Genomic DNA, 14,608 nt, shown 5'->3' on the forward strand with positions numbered 1-14,608 from the left:
CGCCGTTGCTCGTGCGACATGGAGAGGTGGCACTTGCTCTGCAAGGGCAACAATGATCCGCAACAAATGAAAAAGGGCCCCGGAAGGGCCCTTTCTTGATCCTTGTAGCGGCTCGAGCTGCCGTCAGTTGGCGGTGGCGCCGGGCTGACCCTGCAGTTCCTGCATACGCTGCTGATAGAGCGAGGCGAAGTCGATCGGCGGGATGTAGAAGGGCGGGAAGCCGCCGTTCTGGACCGCTTCCGCGACGATCTGGCGCGCGAAGGGGAAGAGCAGGCGGGCGCAATCGATCACCAGTACAGGGTGGATGTGCTCCTGCGGGATGTTCTGCAGACGAAACACGCCGGCATAGCTCAGGTCGAAGGCGAAGAGCGTCTCGCCCTTCAGTTCGGCCTTGCCTTCCAGGCGAAGCACGGTCTCATAATCGCTGTCGCCGAGCGCAGTGCTGCCGACATTGACCTGCAGCGACATCTGCGGGCCCTGTTGCGCCTCCTGCTGGGAGAGCGAGCGCGGCGCCTTGGGGTTCTCGAAGGAAAAATCCTTCGTGTACTGGACTAGGGCGTTCAGGCTGGGAGCCGCGTTCGCAGCGTCCGTGCCATTGCCGTTGGGGAGTTCGTTGGCCATCGGTCCCATCTTGTTCTGGCAGGCTGTCTCGGGAAATCCCGCGCCATTGCCGGCGTCCGGGACTGCGTCCCACATTCCGGAGCAACGCGCGCGTCGGCTATCATGGACGCTGGGCCGGCACAAGAAGTCGCCTTCACAAGGTGGGGGGTGGATGTTACGAGCCTGTCTTACCATATGACGGCTAAGGCCTGCCGCGGCTGCGCGGAAAGGCTGCAAGCAATAACGGGGAGCCGCGGGTCAGCCTTCGATGCAAAATTCCTTCGACATGACGACTCTGGTCTTCTTGGCTCTGGCCGTTTTCGTCGCCTGGAAGCTGCGTTCCGTGCTCGGTCAGAAGACCGGCAACGAGCAGCCGAAGGATCCTTTCGCGCGTCGCGAGACCCCGCCGATGCGGCCTGACCAGGCGCAGTCCCCGGACAAGCGCGACAACGTGATCCGCCTGCCGGGTGCCGCCAACGATTCCGTCGCCGCAGACCCGCCGGCTGCCGAGCGCTGGAAGGATCTTGCGCCGCCGGATTCGCCGGTCAGTGCCGGCATCGAGGCGATTATCAGGCAGGAGCCGAGCTTCGATCCGCATGCCTTCATTTCGGGCGCAAAGTCGGCCTATGAGGCGATCGTCACCGCTTTCGCGCGCGGGGACCGCAAGATGCTCAAGGGCCTGCTTGCGAAGGATGTCTATGACGGTTTCGAGCAGGCGATCACCGAGCGTGAGAAGCGCGGTGAGAAGGCGGAATCGAATTTCGTCTCGATCGACAAGGCCGATCTCGCCGCCGTCGACGTCAAGGGCAAGACCGCCCAGGTGACCATCGCCTTCATCTCGCAGCTGATCAGCGTTACCCGCGATGCGCAGGGCAATGTCGTCGATGGCAGCGCCGATCAGGTCTCCGAGGTCAACGACATCTGGACCTTCTCGCGTCAGCTCGGCAGCCGCGATCCGAACTGGCTTCTGGTCGCCACCGAATCGGCCGCGTGAACCGTGCTGCGGGGATCGCGCTGTCGTTTTCCGCGGCAGTCTGCCTCTCCTCCATGACCGCCATGGCCGCTCCCTTTCCCTTGCCGGACGGCGCCCGGGCCGAGCAACGCGCCGCGCATGAGATCGATGGCTGGGCCCGGGATGATCACGCCCGGGCTTTCGCCATTTTCGCGCGCGGCTGCATGGCCGACCCGCCGTTGCGCCAGGCAGTACCTTTGCCCGACATCCTCGCCGCCGTCTGCGACAAGGCGAAGGCGCTGGCCGCCAAGGGCAATGTCGGCCGGGACCAGGCGCGCGGCTTCTTCGAGCAGAATTTCAGCTTCTGGCGCATCCGGCCGGCCGGCGCTGATACCGGCTTCACGACGGGCTATTTCGAGCCCGAGTTCGAAGGTTCGCTCAAGCGTACTGATGCCTTCCCGACGCCGCTCTACGACCGACCGAAGGATCTGGTGACGCGCTTCCCGGAGGATGACTGGCCGGGCCTGGAAAAGACGTTGTCCGCCGCGCGCCGCACCGAGAGGGGACTCGAACCCTTTCCGGACCGCACCGCGATTGAGACCGGCGCGCTCGACGGGCAGGGGCTGGAGATTCTCTGGCTACGCGATCCGGTCGACCGCTTCGTCCTGCAGGTGCAGGGCTCGGGCCGCGTGCGCTTGCCCGACGGTTCTGTCACGCGGCTGACCTATTCAGGTCGCAACGGCCATCCCTATACCTCGCTCGGCCGTGTTCTCAGCCAGCGCGAGGCCATTCCGCCCGAGCAGATGACCATGGACCGGCTCGTCGCCCGGCTGAAGGCCGACCCCGCCTTTGCCCGGGACCTGATCCGCCTGAACAAGTCCTTCGTCTTCTTCGCCCGCCGCGACGACCTGCCGGCGGAGAGCGGGCCGATCGGCGGCGCCGGGCTGCCGCTGACGCCGCTGCGCAGCATCGCCATCGATCGTACTGCTTGGCCCTATGGTCTGCCGGTCTGGATCGACACGACGATTCCGGATGGTACTGGGGGTGACGAACACCTCGCCCGGCTGATGATCGCGCAGGACACGGGCTCGGCCATCCTCGGCCCGGCCCGGATGGACCTCTTCGTCGGTTCCGGCCCGGCTGCCGGCCATCGCGCCGGGCTGATCCGCCATCCCGTGTCCTTCACCGTGCTATGGCCGCGTTGACATGCGGTCACGCCGGGGCAAGACGCTGACGCAGGCCGATATCGCGCTCTGGAGACAGGTGGCGCGTTCGGTCAAGCCGCTGCCCGGCAGGGCGCCGATCGAGCCGGAGCCGGCCCCGCCTCCGGCAGCGCCTTCTCCAACCGAGACATCCGTTCTTGTCGTTGCCGTCGCCTCGGCCAGAGCGTCGCCCCCGGCGGCTCCCCCGCTCGCGCCTATCGAGCGCCGCCTGCGCACGCAGCTCCGGCGTGGCCGGCAGGAGATCGAAGCATCGATCGATCTGCACGGGATGCGGCAGGACGAGGCGCATCTGGCCCTGCACGGCTTCCTGCGCCGCGAACAGGCCCGCGGCACCCGCCTGGCCCTTGTAGTCACTGGAAAGGGCGGTCCTGCACCAAACCTGTTCGGTGATGAGCGTGGCGTCCTGCGGCGCATGGTGCCGCATTGGCTCAGGCTTCCGGAGCTGCGCCCGCTGGTGCTGGGCTTCGAAGAAGCTGAGCAGCGCCATGGCGGTTCCGGCGCGCTCTATGTGCGCTTGCGGCGGCCTAGGGAGCACGGCCCGTGACGCCCTTCGGACGGCGTGTGCGGGAGCTTCGGGACCGGCGAGGCCTGACCCTTGCTCAGATGGCGGAAGGCCTCGGCGTGACGCCGGCCTATCTTTCGGCGCTGGAGCACGGCAAGCGTGGTCGTCCGACTTTCACACTGATCCAGGGCGCGATCCATGTGCTCGGTGTCATCTGGGATGAGGCGGACGAACTCGTCCGCCTCGCCGATCTCTCGCATCCGCGAGTGACCGTCGATACGGCCGGCCTCGATCCCGAGGCGACACTCTTCGCCAACCGTCTTGCCCGCGAGGTCGCCGAACTCGACGGCGAGGATCTGCGTCGCCTGGCGGCGGTCCTCGACGAAGCCGCCACGCGTCGGGACAAGGGTTGAGCCTGAGCATCGGATCGATAAGTGGAATCCGCTTTTCGGGCAAATCCATGCTTAAAGAAAGGGCTGGATCGCTACTTTGCGTCCGAAAGGACGCATGACGATCTCGGCCGCTTGACCCCGCCGCGCGCGGATGCGACACGCCGAAACCTTCCTTTCCGGCACTTCGGCCGCGCAATTCCGGACAAGACAGCTCATGACCAAGACCCGCACGGACGTCCTCGCCCTCGGCAACGCCATCGTCGATGTCCTGGCTTTGGCCGAGGAAGATTTCCTCGCTGCGCAGAAGCTGACCAAGGGCGCGATGATGCTGATCGACGAGAACCGTGCGGAATCGCTCTACGCCGCCATGGGTCCGGCGCGCATCATCTCCGGCGGCTCGGCTGCAAACACCATCGCCGGCCTCGCTTCCTTCGGCGGCAAGGGCGCCTTCATCGGCAAGGTCAAGGCCGATGAGCTCGGCAAGCTCTACCGCCACGATCTCACCTCGCTTGGCGTCGCCTTCGATACGGCTGCGGCCGCCGACGGCCCGGCGACGGCGCGCTCCTTCATCATCGTCACACCCGATGGCGAGCGCACGATGAACACCTATCTCGGCGCCTGCCAGGGTCTCTCCGCCGCGGATGTCGACGAGAAGGCCGTCGAGAACGCCGACATCATCTATCTCGAAGGCTATCTCTGGGATCCGCCGGCCGCGAAGGAGGCTTTCCGCAAGGCTTCCGAGGTTGCGCACAGGGCGGGCGGGCGCGTCGCGATCACCCTGTCGGACTCCTTCTGCGTCGACCGCTACCGCGACGAATTCGTCGGCCTGATCCGCAACCGCATGGTCGACCTCGTCTTCGCCAATGAGCACGAACTCAAGAGCCTCTATGAGACCTCGGATTTCGATACGGCCCTGTCCTGGCTGCGCTCCGAGAACATTATCGCGGTCGTCACCCGCTCCGAGAAGGGCGCGCTGGCGGTGACGCCGGACGGCATCATCGAGGAGCCGGTCTTCCCGATCGAGCGCGTGGTCGACGCAACCGGCGCGGGCGATCTCTTTGCCGCCGGCTTCCTCTACGGCCTGACCTCCGGCCGAGAGACCCGCGACTGTCTGCGTCTTGGCGCCTTGGCAGCGGCCGAAATCATCTCGCATGTAGGCGCCCGGCCGGATGTTGTCCTGAAGACGCTGGCGGGCAACGAAGGCCTGCTGTGAGCCGTTAGTCCGTCATTCTCGGGCCGCGCTTTGCGCGGACCCGAGAATCGCATCTAGATGCGGCCCACTGTGCAGGCGTCCTCTCGTCCCGAGATGCTCGGCTCAAGGCCGAGCATGATGCGCGCCTGTTCCGAATACGGCACACCTCAATACAGCGTCGCCTTGACCCGCGCCGGCAGCGCTGCGTCGTAAGCTCCGCCGTCGAAGGTTGCGACCGCGGCATCGCGCGCGGTGATGTCGCGCAAAATCGTTCCGGGCGAGGGCAGGGTCCGCTTGTCGACCTGCCGCTCCGGGTTCCAGAGCTCCGCCCGCACCACCGCGCGCGAGCACTGGAAGTAGACGGCCTCGACATGGACGATCATGACGCTCGCCGGCAGCTTCCCGGCCATCTCGAACGGTGCGCACAACTCAGGATCGCAGGAGATCGCTGCGCGTCCGTTCACGCGCAGCGTCTCGCCGTAACCGGGGATCAGGAAGAGCATTCCGATTCGATCGTCAAACAGAATATTCTTCAATGAATCCAGACGGTTGTTTCCTTTTCGGTCGGGAATCAGGAGCGTTTTCGCGTTCCGCACCGTGACAAAGCCCGGCAGATCCCCGCGCGGCGAACAATCCAGCCCCTCCGGGCCGACCGTCGCGAGCACAAAAAACGGCGAGGCGGCGATCAGCGCTGCATAATTCTCGTCGACATGATCGATCTCCTTGAAGACCGAGGCCGGAGCGAGCGGATTGGGGTAGGCGCGGGCGAGATCGTCGAGCGAGGCGATGCGGTGGTCGGACATGCCGGTCTCCATGGATGGACATATGTCTAGACTATTGATGGCGGCGCGTCACCTTCTCGAAAGCGGGCCGTCCTTCCCCGGGCAAGGCGAAGCGGAAACCCTGGAATTGCTGGCAAGAAGAAGTGCCGCTGCTTCACGCGATGCGCGGGACAAGCCCCGGCACTACGTCGCCTCTCCCGCCTCTGCCGGACACCGACCAAAGCAAAACGCCCCGCATCGGGAGATGCGGGGCGTCTCGTTTCACGTGAATCGCGTGAGGGCGAAGCTTACTCGGCCTGCTGCTTCTCGCGGGCCTTCTCGGCGTCGCGCTCAGCCTTGAGCTTCTCGGTGATGTCTTCGCCGGTTTCCTGGTCGACGACCTTCATCGAGAGGCGGATCTTGCCGCGCTCGTCCATGCCGAGGAACTTCACCTTGACCTTGTCGCCTTCCTTGACGACGTCCTGCACCTTCTGGACCCGGCGCGAGGCGAGTTCGGAGATGTGGACGAGGCCGTCCTTGGCGCCGAAGAAGTTCACGAAGGCGCCGAACTCCATGATCTTCACCACGGTGCCGTCATAGATCATGCCCGGTTCGGCTTCCGAGACGATCGACTTGATCCACTTGATCGCGGCTTCGATCGACTTGCCGTCGGCCGAGGCGATCTTGATGGTGCCGTCATCCTCGATGTTCACCTTGGCGCCGGTCTTCTCGACGATCTCGCGGATGACCTTGCCGCCGGAGCCGATGACTTCGCGGATCTTGTCGACCGGGATCTTCATCGTCTCGATGCGCGGCGCGAACTCGCCGAGCTGGCTGCGCGAGGCGGAGAGGGCCTTCGCCATCTCGCCGAGGATGTGCTCGCGGCCGCCCTTGGCCTGATCGAGGGCGACCTTCATGATCTCCTCGGTGATGCCGGCGATCTTGATGTCCATCTGCAGCGAGGTGATGCCCTCGCCCGTGCCGGCGACCTTGAAGTCCATGTCGCCGAGATGGTCCTCGTCACCCAGGATGTCGGAGAGCACGGCGAAGCGCTTGCCTTCCAGGATGAGGCCCATCGCGATGCCCGCGACCGGAGCGCGCAGCGGCACGCCGGCATCCATCAGCGCCAGCGAGGTGCCGCAGACGGTGGCCATCGAGGAGGAGCCGTTCGACTCGGTGATCTCCGAGACGACGCGCAGGGTGTAGGGGAACTCGCCCTTGCCCGGCAGCATCGGGTGGATGGCGCGCCAGGCGAGCTTGCCGTGGCCGATCTCGCGGCGGCCGGGCGAACCCATGCGGCCGGTCTCGCCGACCGAGTAGGGCGGGAAGTTGTAATGCAGCAGGAAGGTCTCCTTGTAGGTGCCTTCCAGCGAGTCGATGAACTGCTCGTCGTCGCCGGTGCCGAGCGTGGTCACGACCAGCGCCTGGGTCTCGCCGCGGGTGAACAGCGCGGAACCATGGGTGCGCGGCAGAACGCCCGCTTCCGCGACGATCGGGCGCACGGTCTTGCCGTCGCGGCCGTCGATACGGATGCCGTCGTCGAGGATGTTCCAGCGGACGATCTTGGCCTGCGCTTCCTTGAACTGGGCGCCGACCTTGTCCTTCGGGAAGGTGGCGACGCCGTCCGGGGTCTCCGAGACCAGCGCGGCGACGACCTTGGCCTTGACGGCGTCGACAGCCTTGTAACGCTCGGCCTTGGCGGTGATCTTGTAGGCGGCGCGCAGCTCGGACTCGCCAACCTTCATGATCGCGTCGAGAACGGCGGAATCATCCGGCGGGGTGAAGTCGCGCGGCTCCTTGGCGGCCTTCTCGGCCAGGCGGATGATCGCCTCGATCACCGGCTGGAAATGCTTGTGGCCGAACATCACGGCACCAAGCATGACCTCTTCGGTCAGCTCCTTGGCCTCGGACTCAACCATCATCACGGCGTCCTGCGTGCCGGCGACGACGAGATCGAGAACCGATTCCTTGGCTTCCTCGACCGTCGGGTTGAGCTTGTAGGCGCCGTCGATATAGCCGACGCGGGCGCCGCCGATCGGGCCCATGAAGGGCACGCCGGAGAGCGTCAGCGCAGCCGAGGTGGCAACCATCGCGAGGATGTCGGGATCGTTCTCCAGATCATGCTGGAGCACGGTGATGACGACCTGCGTGTCGTTCTTGTAGCCTTCGACGAAGAGCGGGCGGATCGGGCGGTCGATCAGGCGGGAGACCAGCGTCTCCTTCTCGCTCGGGCGGCCTTCGCGCTTGAAGTAGCCGCCGGGAATGCGGCCGGCCGCGAAGGTCTTTTCCTGGTAGTTGACGGTCAGGGGGAAGAAGTCGAAGCCCGGCTTCGGCTCCTTGGCCGAGACCACGGTCGCGAGCACGACGGTCTCGCCATAGGTGGCCATCACGGCGCCGTCGGCCTGGCGGGCGACCTTACCGGTTTCGAGGACGAGCTTGCGGCCGCCCCAGATCAGTTCTTCGGTTTGGATGTCGAACATGTGTTTCGTCTTTCGGTCGGGTTCGACCCGTCCGGTGCCTTCAGGCCCATGGGCAAGACGGCGGAGCACTCGGGTGGAAAAGGTTGTGCGCCCGAGCGCTCGGCGATCCTGCCATGGACGTCTGCGGCGCCCGGCGGGTCACGCGGGAGGGCCGCCCCATGCGGCCGCCGCGGCAGTGAGGCAATCCGCCCATGGCGGCATCGCCCTAAAAGGATGCCGCCCGGAGCGTGGCGCACCGGGCGGAAACGGTTTTCAGCCTTCGATCAGCGGCGGATGCCGAGCCGTTCGATCAGCGTCTTGTAGCGGGCCTCTTCCTTGCCCTTGAGGTAGTCGAGCAGCGAACGACGCTGCGAGACCAGCTTGAGCAGGCCGCGACGGGAGTGGTTGTCCTTCGCGTGCGACTTGAAGTGGCCGGTCAGGTTGTTGATGCGCTCGGTCAGGATCGCGACCTGCACTTCCGGCGAGCCGGTGTCGTTCGGCTTGGTGGCGTATTCCTGAAGCAGCGCGGTCTTGCGCTCGGCAGTGATCGACATCGGGATATCCTCTGTTTGGGTTGATCTGGCGGGCCGGGCCGGGATGTCGTCCAGCGAGGTCCGAAATCCGCGAGCCACCTCATCGCGGAGGGGTCGCGCTGCCGGCTTTTTCGGGCCGGATGCGGGCCATATACACGAAATCGGCGGAAACGCCAGCGCCGTGCGGAACAGGAGCGCCAGACGCCGGTTTGACTTGCTTATCGTCGGTCCGGAAGGCGGGATCGTGTCATGCCCATGTGCATGCGGGATCACGCTATGCCGATCAGGCTCATCGCCGCGGATGGTCTGATGGCAGCGCGGCCGGTGTGGACGGGTTATCTCGAACTCTCGCTCGCTTGAAGGCGCTGTCTTCGAGGTTGTGAGGATAGAAAAGGCGATGTCGACGCTCGATCCTTATCGCTCCAAACGCGATTTCTCTCGAACCCGTGAACCGGCGGGCGCAGCGAGCGCCGGCAAGAAATCTGCCGCGAAGGGTGGCGCCTTCGTCGTTCAGAAACATGCGGCCCGGCGCCTGCATTACGATTTTCGGCTCGAACATGGCGGCGTGCTCTGGTCCTGGGCGGTGACGCGCGGCCCGAGCCTGGATCCGGCCGAGAAGCGTCTGGCGGTTCATGTCGAGGATCACCCGCTCGAATATGGCGGCTTCGAGGGCACGATTCCCGCCGGTCAATATGGCGGCGGCTCGGTCATCGTCTGGGATGAAGGCCAATGGATTCCGGAGGGCGATCCGGCTGCCGGCATGAAGAAGGGCCACCTGGCTTTTACGCTGGAGGGCCACAAGCTGCGTGGGCGCTGGCATCTCGTTCGGCTGAAGCCCCGGCGAGGCGAGAAGCGCGACAACTGGCTGCTGATCAAGTCGGAGGACGAATTCGCCCGGACCGATGAGGACATCCTCGACACCAAGCCCGATTCGGTGAAATCTGGCCTCTCGGTCGAGCGGATCGGGATTGACGCCGATCGCGGAGCCGTCTGGGACACGACAAAGCCGGCAAAGCAGGCGGCGGCCGCCGCGAAGCCTGTCCCGAAGGCGAAGCGGCCGAGCGATCGAAAGGATCTTCCCGCCTTCGTTGAGCCCTGCCTCGCAACTTTGCAGGAAAAGCCGCCAAGCGGCGCGAACTGGCTGCACGAGGTCAAGTTCGACGGCTATCGGTTGGAAGCTCGCATCGACAACGGCGACGTCCGGCTGTTGACCCGCTCCGGCCTCGACTGGACGGCCCGCTTCGCCGGAAGCCTCATTGCGGCGCTGGCCGGTCTGCCCTGCGAGGCTGCGCTGATCGATGGCGAACTTGTTGGGCTCGGCAGCAACGGCATCTCGTCCTTCTCCATGCTGCAGCAGGCGCTTTCGGAGGGAAAGACGGGCGGTCTCGTCTATTTCGCCTTCGATTTGCTTCATCTCAACGGCGAGGATCTGCGCGACGAGCCGCTGCTCGCGCGCAAGGAAAGGCTGCAGCATCTCCTGGAGGGCAGCCCGGCCGATGGGCCTCTGCGCTACAGCGAGCATTTCATCGAGCCGGGCCAGACCATGCTGAATCATGCCTGCCGCATGGGGCTGGAAGGCGTAATCTCGAAACAGGCTAATGCGCCCTATCGCAGTGGCCGGGGGCGCGATTGGATCAAGTCGAAATGCACGCAGCGTCAGGAATTCGTGATCGCCGGCTATGTCCCCTCCCAGGCGGCGCCACGCAAGCTCGGCTCCATCGTCACGGGTTATTACGAGAAGGGCGATTTGAAGCCGGCGGGTCGCGTCGGCACTGGTTTCACCGCGAAATCCGCAGCTGCGCTGAAGGCGAAGCTCGACAGGCTCGCGACCGACAATTCGCCCTTCAAAGGCGCCGCGGGGCGCGAGCGCGGCATCGTCTGGGCGAAGCCGGAGCTGGTGGCCGAGGTCGAGTTCCGCGCCTGGACAGCTTCGAAAACCCTGCGCCACGCCTCGTTCCTGGGCTTGCGCGAGGACAAGCCGGCGGGTGAGATCGTCGCGGAGAAGCCCGCCCAAACGGCTCCGGCGCAAACGAAGGGCGGGAAGGTTGCGCCGCCCTCTCAAAGGAGGTCGGTCGCGACCGCGGTGAAACTGTCGAACCCCGACAAGCCGCTCTGGCCGGATATCGGCTTCACCAAGGGTGATTTGCTCGCCTATTATGCCAAGGTCTGGCCGCTGATGCAGCGTTTCGTCATCGGCCGCCCGCTCAGCCTGGTACGCGCGCCGAACGGCATCGAGGGCTCCCGCTTCTTCCAGAAACATGCCGGGCCGGGCCTGCACGAGGCCGTCAAACGGCGCCGGGATTCGGACGGCGAGGAGCTGATCTATATCGAGGATTTCGACGGGCTCGCCGCTCTCGTCCAGCTCGGCACGGTCGAGGTCCATGTCTGGGGCGCGACCATGGACGCCATCGAGACGCCGGACCAGATCATCTTCGACCTCGATCCCGATGAGGGCGTGCCGATCGAGCGCGTGCGGGATGCGGCGTTGACGGTGCGCCGGCATCTCGATGAACTCGGCTTCGAAAGCTTCCTGAAGGTCTCCGGCGGCAAGGGCTTCCATGTCGTGCTGCCCTTGGAGCCAAAGGCGGATTGGGAACGCGTCAGGGGTTTCGCCCGCGATTTCGCCAAGGCGATGGAGCAGGCCGAGCCGAAGCTCTATACCGCGACACTGTCGAAGAAGGCGCGACGCGGCCGCATCTTCATCGACTATCTCCGCAATGGCCGCGGTGCGACCGCGATCGCCCCCTATTCGACCCGCGCCCGGCCGGGTGCGACGCTGGCGATGCCGGTCGAGTGGGATGACATCGACAAGCTGAAGCCCGATGCGTTCAAGGCGGGCGACATCCTCGACGGCGCGTTGCCGCCCGATCTCTGGAGCGGCTTCTTCGCGGCGGGCAAGCCGCTTACCGGGGGATGAGCGGGATCGGAATGCGACCGCCTTCCAGCAGCTGGGAGCCGCGGTCGTATCGCTGCTGCGCTTCCTCGACCTCGCCGATATGCGCTTCGGCCCAGAGGGTGAGCTGATGCACGGTTCGCGAGAGCGTGCGCCCGAGCTCGGTCAGCGAATACTCGACTGTGACCGGCACGGTCGCAAAAACCTCGCGCCGGACGAGCCCGTCGCGCTCCAGGCTCTTCAGCGTCTGCGACAGCATCTTCTGCGAGATATTCTCGATCCGGCGCCGGAGCGCATTGAAGCGCAGCGTGCCGTCGTCGAGCGCGATCAGGATTAGAACCGCCCAGGTATCGCCGATGCGATCGAGCACGCGCCGCGTCGGACAGAGCGCCTGAAATGGATCGGGGCGCTTCAGCATGGCGGTTTCCGGGAGGTGACCATGTCGCGGGAAAGTGCCTTCTTTACGGGGCTGCGCGGCATGAGCAGATAGGTTCCATTAGGATGCAGGTATCTTTTTGATACCTCAATAAGGAGCCCCTGTCATGAAAGTTGCTTTGATCGGCGCAAGCGGATTTATCGGCTCGCGCCTGCTTGCCGAGCTGTCGTCGCGCGGCCACGCCGTCACCGCCATTGTCCGCAATCCCGAGAAGGTCTCGGCCTTGCCCGGCGTCACCGCCGTCAAGGGCGACATCTTCGACAAGGACGGGCTGGCGAAGGTCCTTGCCGGTCATGGCGCGGTGATCAGCGCGGTCCATTTCACCGCCAGCGATCCGCAGCTCCTCCTTGCCGCCGTGAAGCAGTCGGGCGTGAAGCGTTATCTCGTCGTCGGAGGCGCCGGCAGCCTCGAAGTGGCGCCGGGCATCCGGCTCTATGACACGCCGGAATTTCCGGCCGCCTATCTCGACGAGGCCAAGCAGGGCGGCGTCTTCCTCGATCTGCTGAAGCGGGAGCAGGGCCTGGACTGGACCTTCCTCTCGCCTTCGGCACTGATCCAGCCGGGTGAACGGACCGGCAAGTTCCGGCTTGGCACCGACCAGCTCCTGGTCGACGGCAAGGGCAACAGCGCGATCTCGGCAGAGGACTACGCCATGGCTCTGGTCGATGAGCTGGAAGAGCCAACTCACAGCCGCCGTCGCTTCACGGTCGGCTACTAACGAGCGCTGCGAACGACTCCGAAAAAGAAAAGGGCCGCGCCTTCTCGCGAAGGCACGGCCCTATCTTAGCTGTCCGGCGTCGCGTTACGCTTTGCGGAAATGCTTCTCGCCGATGCTGAGCGTGCCGCGCTTGAGCTTGCCCAGCGCGACCCATCCGCTTTCGCCCTCGAAATAGAGCTTCGAGCGATCGACCGCATAGCGACCGCGATGCTGCGCGCCGGCTGCGGGCTTGGCCTTGTGGAACTGACCATCCGGTCTCAAATCGATCAGGATCGACCCGTCCTCGGTCTTCCACGTGCCGATGGCGGCCTGCTCGAAGGGGGTGGGGCCGCCCCTGTCGTCGAGATCGATCTCGAGCAGGCGGGTGGGACGGCTGGCTTGGGTGAAGCCGGAGGCGAGCTGGCCGAGAGTCTGAAGAACCTGGCTGAAGGGCATGGTTTTCGTCTCCCTGTTCTGGTGACGGCTGAAACCGCTTGTCGCAGACATCCCCGTCGGGACCTGTCAGCAAGCGGCGAAGCATCTGCCGATTCCGAGGAAGGCGGCATGACGGTCGTCACAAATCTGTTTGCGATGTCGGCGTCATAAAGGGACACAAAGTCCCGGCGCCTGTCGCAGAGATAGGTCGATACCGGCTCTGCGCAAGGTGCCGATGCGCAGAAAAATTCAGGATCGACGAAAAACGGCGCCCTTTCGGGCGCCGTTGCGTTTGAGGGCGGGAGGGCTGTGGGCGTTGAGGGCTCAGTCCTCCGCGCTCAGAATTCCTCCCAGCCTGCATCCTGGGCGCGGCCATTGGCGACCTTGCGCGGGGCGGGGGTGGCCTTGGACTGGGCGAAGGCGGCTTCGGCGAGTTTGCGCAGCCGCTCCGGCTCGGCCGCCGGGGCCTTGGCGGAGGCGGCCGGAGCCATGTTCGAGACCGCGACGGGCCGCGCCGCGGCGCGAGGCACGGCTTTCACCGGGCGCGCCGTGGCAGCGGCGGAAGCGACCGGCTGCGGATAGCTGGACTGCCCGACCGCCTCGCGGCTGGTGCGGAAGGTCGCGACGAGCTCGTTGAGCTGGCCGATCCGGCCGGAGAGGGCGTTGGCGGAAGCCGCGCTCTGTTCGGCCAGCGCCGCGTTCTGCTGGGTCATCTCGTCGAGATGCGCTACCGCCTGGCTCATCTCGTCGATGCCGTTGGCCTGCTCGCCCGACGCCGCCGAGATGTCGGCGATGGTCGCCGCCACCTTCTGCGAGGCTTCCAGGATGCGCGCGAGCTGCTCGCCGGCCTGGCGCACCAGCTTCACGCCCTCGCCGACCTCGGCATTGGACGAGGAGATCAGGGCCGAGATGTCCTTGGCCGCCTCGCCCGAGCGCTGCGCCAGCGTGCGCACCTCGGAGGCGACGACGGCAAAGCCCTTGCCGGCCTCGCCGGCACGGGCCGCCTCGACCGCGGCGTTGAGCGCCAAAAGGTTGGTCTGGAAGGCGATGTCGTCGATGACGCGGATGATGTCGGAGATCTTCTGCGAGGCGCTCTCGATGCGGGCCATGGCCTCGACGGCCTGGCCGGCGATGGCGCCGCCGTTCTGGGCAGCCTGCATGGCGCCGTCGGCGATGCGGGCGGCGTCCTTCGAGGCCTGGGCCGAGGCCTTGACCGAAGCCGCGAGCTCCTCGGTGGTGGCGGCGGTCTCCTCGAGCGAGGAGGCCTGCTCCTCGGTGCGCTTGGACAGGTCGTCGGAGCCCATATGGATCTCGCGGGCGGCCAGGCCGACATCGGCCGAGGTCGTCTGGATCGTCGCGACCGTGGCCGAGAGCCGGTCGACCGTCTCGTTGATCGCGCCTTTGAGATCGGCGAAGCGGCCGCGATAGGCGGTCTCGACCCGGTTGGTCAGATCCCCGCCCGCGATCGCCGACAATGCCTGCGCGAACTCCGTCGTCGCCGAATCAACCACGAGGTTGATCTCGTTGATGCCC

The 14,608-nt window shown here is 65.7% G+C and carries 14 protein-coding genes; 7 read left to right on the forward strand and 7 right to left on the reverse strand.

Going from position 1 to position 14,608, the window contains the following annotated elements:
• Nucleotides 1-123: 123 nt before the first annotated feature.
• The gene (gene secB, locus AC1DDA_RS26410; RefSeq protein WP_476781146.1) at nt 124-621 is read right to left on the reverse strand and encodes a protein-export chaperone SecB; all 498 of its coding nucleotides are present in this window, start codon (nt 619-621) and stop codon (nt 124-126) included.
• Nucleotides 622-868: 247 nt separating this feature from the next.
• On the opposite strand from secB, the gene AC1DDA_RS26415 reads away from it, so the two are divergent.
• The 5 genes from AC1DDA_RS26415 (at nt 869) to AC1DDA_RS26435 (ending at nt 4,882) form a co-directional block, all read left to right on the forward strand.
• Complete coding sequence (locus AC1DDA_RS26415; protein WP_441514226.1) at nt 869-1,594, forward strand: Tim44/TimA family putative adaptor protein; 726 nt, start codon at nt 869-871, stop codon at nt 1,592-1,594.
• Nucleotides 1,591-2,757, forward strand: a complete 1,167-nt coding sequence (gene mltA, locus AC1DDA_RS26420) for a murein transglycosylase A (RefSeq protein WP_476797992.1) — start codon at nt 1,591-1,593, stop codon at nt 2,755-2,757. Before AC1DDA_RS26415 ends, mltA begins: the two co-directional genes overlap by 4 nt.
• Before the next feature lies 1 nt (nt 2,758).
• Nucleotides 2,759-3,319 carry a Smr/MutS family protein gene (locus AC1DDA_RS26425; protein WP_476797993.1) on the forward strand — a complete coding sequence of 187 codons (561 nt, stop codon included), beginning with the start codon at nt 2,759-2,761 and terminating at the stop codon, nt 3,317-3,319.
• On the forward strand, nt 3,316-3,690 hold the full coding sequence (locus AC1DDA_RS26430) for a helix-turn-helix domain-containing protein (RefSeq protein WP_476797994.1): 375 nt from the start codon (nt 3,316-3,318) through the stop codon (nt 3,688-3,690). The genes AC1DDA_RS26425 and AC1DDA_RS26430 overlap by 4 nt, the downstream gene beginning before the upstream one ends.
• 193 nt (nt 3,691-3,883) lie before the next feature.
• Complete coding sequence (locus tag AC1DDA_RS26435; protein WP_476797995.1) at nt 3,884-4,882, forward strand: adenosine kinase; 999 nt, start codon at nt 3,884-3,886, stop codon at nt 4,880-4,882.
• A 146-nt stretch (nt 4,883-5,028) separates the two neighbouring features.
• Here the strand turns inward: AC1DDA_RS26435 and AC1DDA_RS26440 are convergent, their stop codons facing one another.
• The 3 genes from AC1DDA_RS26440 to rpsO form a co-directional block, all read right to left on the reverse strand.
• Nucleotides 5,029-5,664 (reverse strand): pyridoxamine 5'-phosphate oxidase family protein, encoded by a 636-nt coding sequence (locus AC1DDA_RS26440; RefSeq protein ID WP_476797996.1) that lies wholly within the window; start codon nt 5,662-5,664, stop codon nt 5,029-5,031.
• A 266-nt stretch (nt 5,665-5,930) separates the two neighbouring features.
• Complete coding sequence (pnp, locus tag AC1DDA_RS26445) at nt 5,931-8,102, reverse strand: polyribonucleotide nucleotidyltransferase (protein ID WP_441514220.1); 2,172 nt, start codon at nt 8,100-8,102, stop codon at nt 5,931-5,933.
• Nucleotides 8,103-8,365: 263 nt separating this feature from the next.
• Nucleotides 8,366-8,635 carry a 30S ribosomal protein S15 gene (gene rpsO / locus AC1DDA_RS26450; RefSeq protein ID WP_149131827.1) on the reverse strand — a complete coding sequence of 90 codons (270 nt, stop codon included), beginning with the start codon at nt 8,633-8,635 and terminating at the stop codon, nt 8,366-8,368.
• A 376-nt stretch (nt 8,636-9,011) separates the two neighbouring features.
• Here rpsO and ligD point away from each other — a divergent pair, with 376 nt between their 5' ends.
• A complete protein-coding gene (ligD, locus tag AC1DDA_RS26455; protein ID WP_476797997.1) occupies nt 9,012-11,531 on the forward strand; it encodes a DNA ligase D in 2,520 nt (839 codons plus the stop codon).
• Here ligD and AC1DDA_RS26460 read toward each other — a convergent pair.
• Nucleotides 11,518-11,925, reverse strand: coding sequence for a winged helix-turn-helix transcriptional regulator (locus AC1DDA_RS26460; RefSeq protein ID WP_476797998.1), 408 nt, complete (start codon nt 11,923-11,925; stop codon nt 11,518-11,520). The genes ligD and AC1DDA_RS26460 overlap by 14 nt on opposite strands.
• Before the next feature lie 124 nt (nt 11,926-12,049).
• Here AC1DDA_RS26460 and AC1DDA_RS26465 point away from each other — a divergent pair, with 124 nt between their 5' ends.
• A complete protein-coding gene (locus tag AC1DDA_RS26465) occupies nt 12,050-12,661 on the forward strand; it encodes an NAD(P)-dependent oxidoreductase (protein ID WP_476797999.1) in 612 nt (203 codons plus the stop codon).
• Nucleotides 12,662-12,745: 84 nt separating this feature from the next.
• On the opposite strand, the gene AC1DDA_RS26470 is transcribed toward AC1DDA_RS26465, so the two are convergent.
• Both AC1DDA_RS26470 and AC1DDA_RS26475 read right to left on the reverse strand, forming a co-directional pair.
• Nucleotides 12,746-13,096: an Atu4866 domain-containing protein gene (locus tag AC1DDA_RS26470; protein WP_441514216.1), complete on the reverse strand. Its 351-nt coding sequence runs from the start codon at nt 13,094-13,096 to the stop codon at nt 12,746-12,748.
• Between the two features lie 317 nt (nt 13,097-13,413).
• Nucleotides 13,414-14,608, reverse strand: a 1,195-nt coding sequence (locus tag AC1DDA_RS26475; RefSeq protein ID WP_476798000.1) for a methyl-accepting chemotaxis protein, incomplete at its 5' end; no start/stop codon positions are given.

The sequence above is a fragment of the Allobosea sp. 10N428 genome (genome assembly GCF_056394545.1).

Excerpts from the sequence above, each read along its gene's own strand:
- secB (WP_476781146.1), bottom strand. The coding sequence starts at position 621 with ATGGCCAACGAACTCCCCAACGGCAATGGCACGGACGCTGCGAACGCG.
- AC1DDA_RS26415 (WP_441514226.1), top strand. The coding sequence starts at position 869 with ATGCAAAATTCCTTCGACATGACGACTCTGGTCTTCTTGGCTCTGGCC.
- AC1DDA_RS26425 (WP_476797993.1), top strand. The coding sequence starts at position 2,759 with ATGCGGTCACGCCGGGGCAAGACGCTGACGCAGGCCGATATCGCGCTC.
- AC1DDA_RS26435 (WP_476797995.1), top strand. The coding sequence starts at position 3,884 with ATGACCAAGACCCGCACGGACGTCCTCGCCCTCGGCAACGCCATCGTC.
- AC1DDA_RS26440 (WP_476797996.1), bottom strand. The coding sequence starts at position 5,664 with ATGTCCGACCACCGCATCGCCTCGCTCGACGATCTCGCCCGCGCCTAC.
- pnp (WP_441514220.1), bottom strand. The coding sequence starts at position 8,102 with ATGTTCGACATCCAAACCGAAGAACTGATCTGGGGCGGCCGCAAGCTC.
- rpsO (WP_149131827.1), bottom strand. The coding sequence starts at position 8,635 with ATGTCGATCACTGCCGAGCGCAAGACCGCGCTGCTTCAGGAATACGCC.
- ligD (WP_476797997.1), top strand. The coding sequence starts at position 9,012 with ATGTCGACGCTCGATCCTTATCGCTCCAAACGCGATTTCTCTCGAACC.
- AC1DDA_RS26460 (WP_476797998.1), bottom strand. The coding sequence starts at position 11,925 with ATGCTGAAGCGCCCCGATCCATTTCAGGCGCTCTGTCCGACGCGGCGC.
- AC1DDA_RS26465 (WP_476797999.1), top strand. The coding sequence starts at position 12,050 with ATGAAAGTTGCTTTGATCGGCGCAAGCGGATTTATCGGCTCGCGCCTG.
- AC1DDA_RS26470 (WP_441514216.1), bottom strand. The coding sequence starts at position 13,096 with ATGCCCTTCAGCCAGGTTCTTCAGACTCTCGGCCAGCTCGCCTCCGGC.